The sequence below is a fragment of the Achromobacter sp. genome, assembly GCF_057314935.1.
This window is the reverse complement of the sequence record NZ_DBHKZA010000053.1, coordinates 42,890-45,221: the sequence shown is the minus strand read 5'-3', so window position 1 is coordinate 45,221 and position 2,332 is coordinate 42,890. Positions and strand designations below refer to the sequence as shown.

General features: G+C 67.1%; 3 protein-coding genes. 2 read left to right on the top strand and 1 reads right to left on the bottom strand.

Annotated elements, in window-relative coordinates; translation table 11 throughout:
* A partial coding sequence (gene argS, locus ACO6D5_RS19445) for an arginine--tRNA ligase (protein WP_485826258.1) occupies positions 1-1,220 on the bottom strand: 1,220 nt, incomplete at its 3' end.
* A 304-nt stretch (positions 1,221-1,524) separates the two neighbouring features.
* On the opposite strand from argS, the gene ACO6D5_RS19440 reads away from it, so the two are divergent.
* Positions 1,525-1,863, top strand: coding sequence for a DUF1840 domain-containing protein (locus ACO6D5_RS19440; protein ID WP_006224478.1), 339 nt, complete (start codon positions 1,525-1,527; stop codon positions 1,861-1,863).
* 78 nt (positions 1,864-1,941) lie between these two features.
* Positions 1,942-2,259 carry a hypothetical protein gene (locus ACO6D5_RS19435; protein WP_006224479.1) on the top strand — a complete coding sequence of 106 codons (318 nt, stop codon included), beginning with the start codon at positions 1,942-1,944 and terminating at the stop codon, positions 2,257-2,259.
* Positions 2,260-2,332: the final 73 nt, after the last annotated feature.

Sequence of the window (2,332 nt, the reverse complement as noted above, 5' to 3'; positions counted from 1 at the left end):
ACCCAGTCGATCAGGTCGCGCATGGTCACGTAGCTGCCCGCGCGCTTGGAGATCTTGACCTCTTCGCCGCCGCGCATCACCTTGACCATCTTGTGCAGCACGTAGGACGGGTAGTCCTTCGGGATGCCTTCGTTCAGCGCCTGCAGGCCGGCGCGCACGCGGGCCACGGTGCCGTGGTGGTCGCTGCCCTGGATGTTCACGGCGCGGTGGAAACCGCGTTCCCACTTGGCCTTGTGATAGGCCACGTCCGGCACGAAGTAGGTGTAGCCGCCTTCGCTTTTGCGCATGACGCGGTCTTTGTCGTCGCCCGTGCCCAGTTCGGTGGTGCGCAGCCACAGCGCGCCGCCTTCCTCGTAGGTGTGGCCGCCGGCGACCAGCGCCTTGACGGTGGCCTCGACGCGGCCCGACGTGTACAGCGAGCTTTCCAGGTAGTAGTTGTCGAACTTCAGGCCGAATGCCTGCAAGTCCAGGTCCTGTTCGCGGCGAAGGTAGGCCACGGCGAAGGCGCGGATGTCGTCCAGGCTGTCGATGTTGCCGGTGGCGGTGACGGGCTGGCCGTCGGACGCCTGCAGGGTCTTGCCGGCCTGGAAGTCGCGCGCGATGTCGACGATGTAGTCGCCCTTGTAGCCGTCGGCCGGCCATTCGGGGGAATCGGTCGTCAGGCCGCGGGCGCGGGCCTGCACGCTGATGGCCAGGTTTTCGATCTGGTTGCCGGCGTCGTTGTAATAGAACTCGCGGGTGACGTCCCAGCCGCTGGCGTCGTACAGGCGGCACAGGGCGTCGCCCAGGGCGGCCTGGCGGGCGTGGCCCACGTGCAGCGGGCCGGTGGGGTTGGCCGACACGAATTCAACCAGGATCTTCTCGCCGCTGCGGGGGGCGCGGCCAAAGCCGGCGCCCTGTTCGGCCACGGCGCCGATGACGGCTTGGCGGGCGGCGGCGGTGATGCGCAGGTTGATGAAGCCGGGGCCGGCGATTTCAGCGCTTTCGACCAGATCGCGGGCGGCCGGGTCGGCCAGCAGGGCCTGCACGATGGCCTGGGCCAGTTCGCGCGGGTTGCGGCCGGCGGGCTTGGCCAGCTGCATGGCCACGTTGGTGGCGACGTCGCCATGGGCGGCGACCTTGGGGCGCTCCAGCAGCACGTTGGGCTGGGCGTCGGGAAGGCTCTGCGCGACGGCGGCCTGGATCAGGGAGATAAGCTGTTTTTGTTGCTCGGGGAGCATGGGCGTCTGGAGAAGTTCTGGGTGAGTGGCCAAGGCGGGGAGGTGGCGGACGGCGTCCGGCCCGGCAAGGTCACGGGAATCCCCTGAATGATAGTTGATTTGGCGGCCGAACCGGCGGTCAGGGGCCCCGAAAGCGTCCGGCAAGCGATCATCGCCGCGGCGGAACTGTCAATAAAATCAAACTCCTAGCCGCGGCTGCCGTCGGCCGGGCGCGCCGGCCGACGGGACGGCGCCAGGGTCCCAGTTGGCATCCCGTGGGCGTTGCGGTAGTGTATGTAACGTATTCAATGAAGGAGACCGCAATATGCTGATTACCTTTCACTCCAAGGTCGTGGCCGAGGTCCTGATGCTGTCCGACCACGCGGCAGGCATTTTGCAGGCGGCAGGGAAGTCCATCGGCGACAAGATCCCGGAACGCGGCGTTTTCACCGTGGACCAGCTGGGGCCGGCCATCAGCGGCATCGAAAACGCGATCGCCAACGCTCAGCACCCCGAAGAGGAAGAAGACGAGGACAAGGCCCCCCGTTCGCCGATGGCGCGCGTGGTCGGCCTGAAGGAACGCGCCTATCCGTTGCTGGACATGATGCGGCAATCGAAGGAAGCCGGCGTCGAGGTCACCTGGGAAGCCTCGCGCGGCTGGTAGGCAATGTCGCCGGACAGACAATCTGACCGGCGTTTTTTGCCTACCCTTCTGGCCTGACGCCCTTTCAAGGAATTCCCCATGCGCAGCGACATCACGATAGTTTTCGACACCCGGCGTTCGCTGGACCTGACCGCCACGGTGGAAACGTCCCCGCAACGCCAGGCCCAGGCCCGCGACTGGTTCGACGGCGCCTGGGAAACCCTGGGCTGCGAACCCTTGCGCCCCAGCGGCAAGGTGCTGCTGCTGGACAAGGTGCTGGGCGTGGCGGATGCCTTGGGCTACGACACCCTGTCCACCGACGAGAAGGAAGCCCGCGAATTCGCCGAAAACCTGGCCCTGGCGCTGGAACGCCCGCGCATCACGGTGGACCTGCCGGGGCTGACGGTCGGCTACTGACCAAGCCGACCCTGCCGCGCAGCAAGCAAAGGCCCCGCCGTAGCGGGGCCTTTTCCATGGCGCCACGCACGCC

Bases quoted from the DNA above. Each gene is read 5' to 3' on its own strand.
- ACO6D5_RS19440 (WP_006224478.1), top strand. From the start codon at position 1,525: ATGCTGATTACCTTTCACTCCAAGGTCGTGGCCGAGGTCCTGATGCTG.
- ACO6D5_RS19435 (WP_006224479.1), top strand. From the start codon at position 1,942: ATGCGCAGCGACATCACGATAGTTTTCGACACCCGGCGTTCGCTGGAC.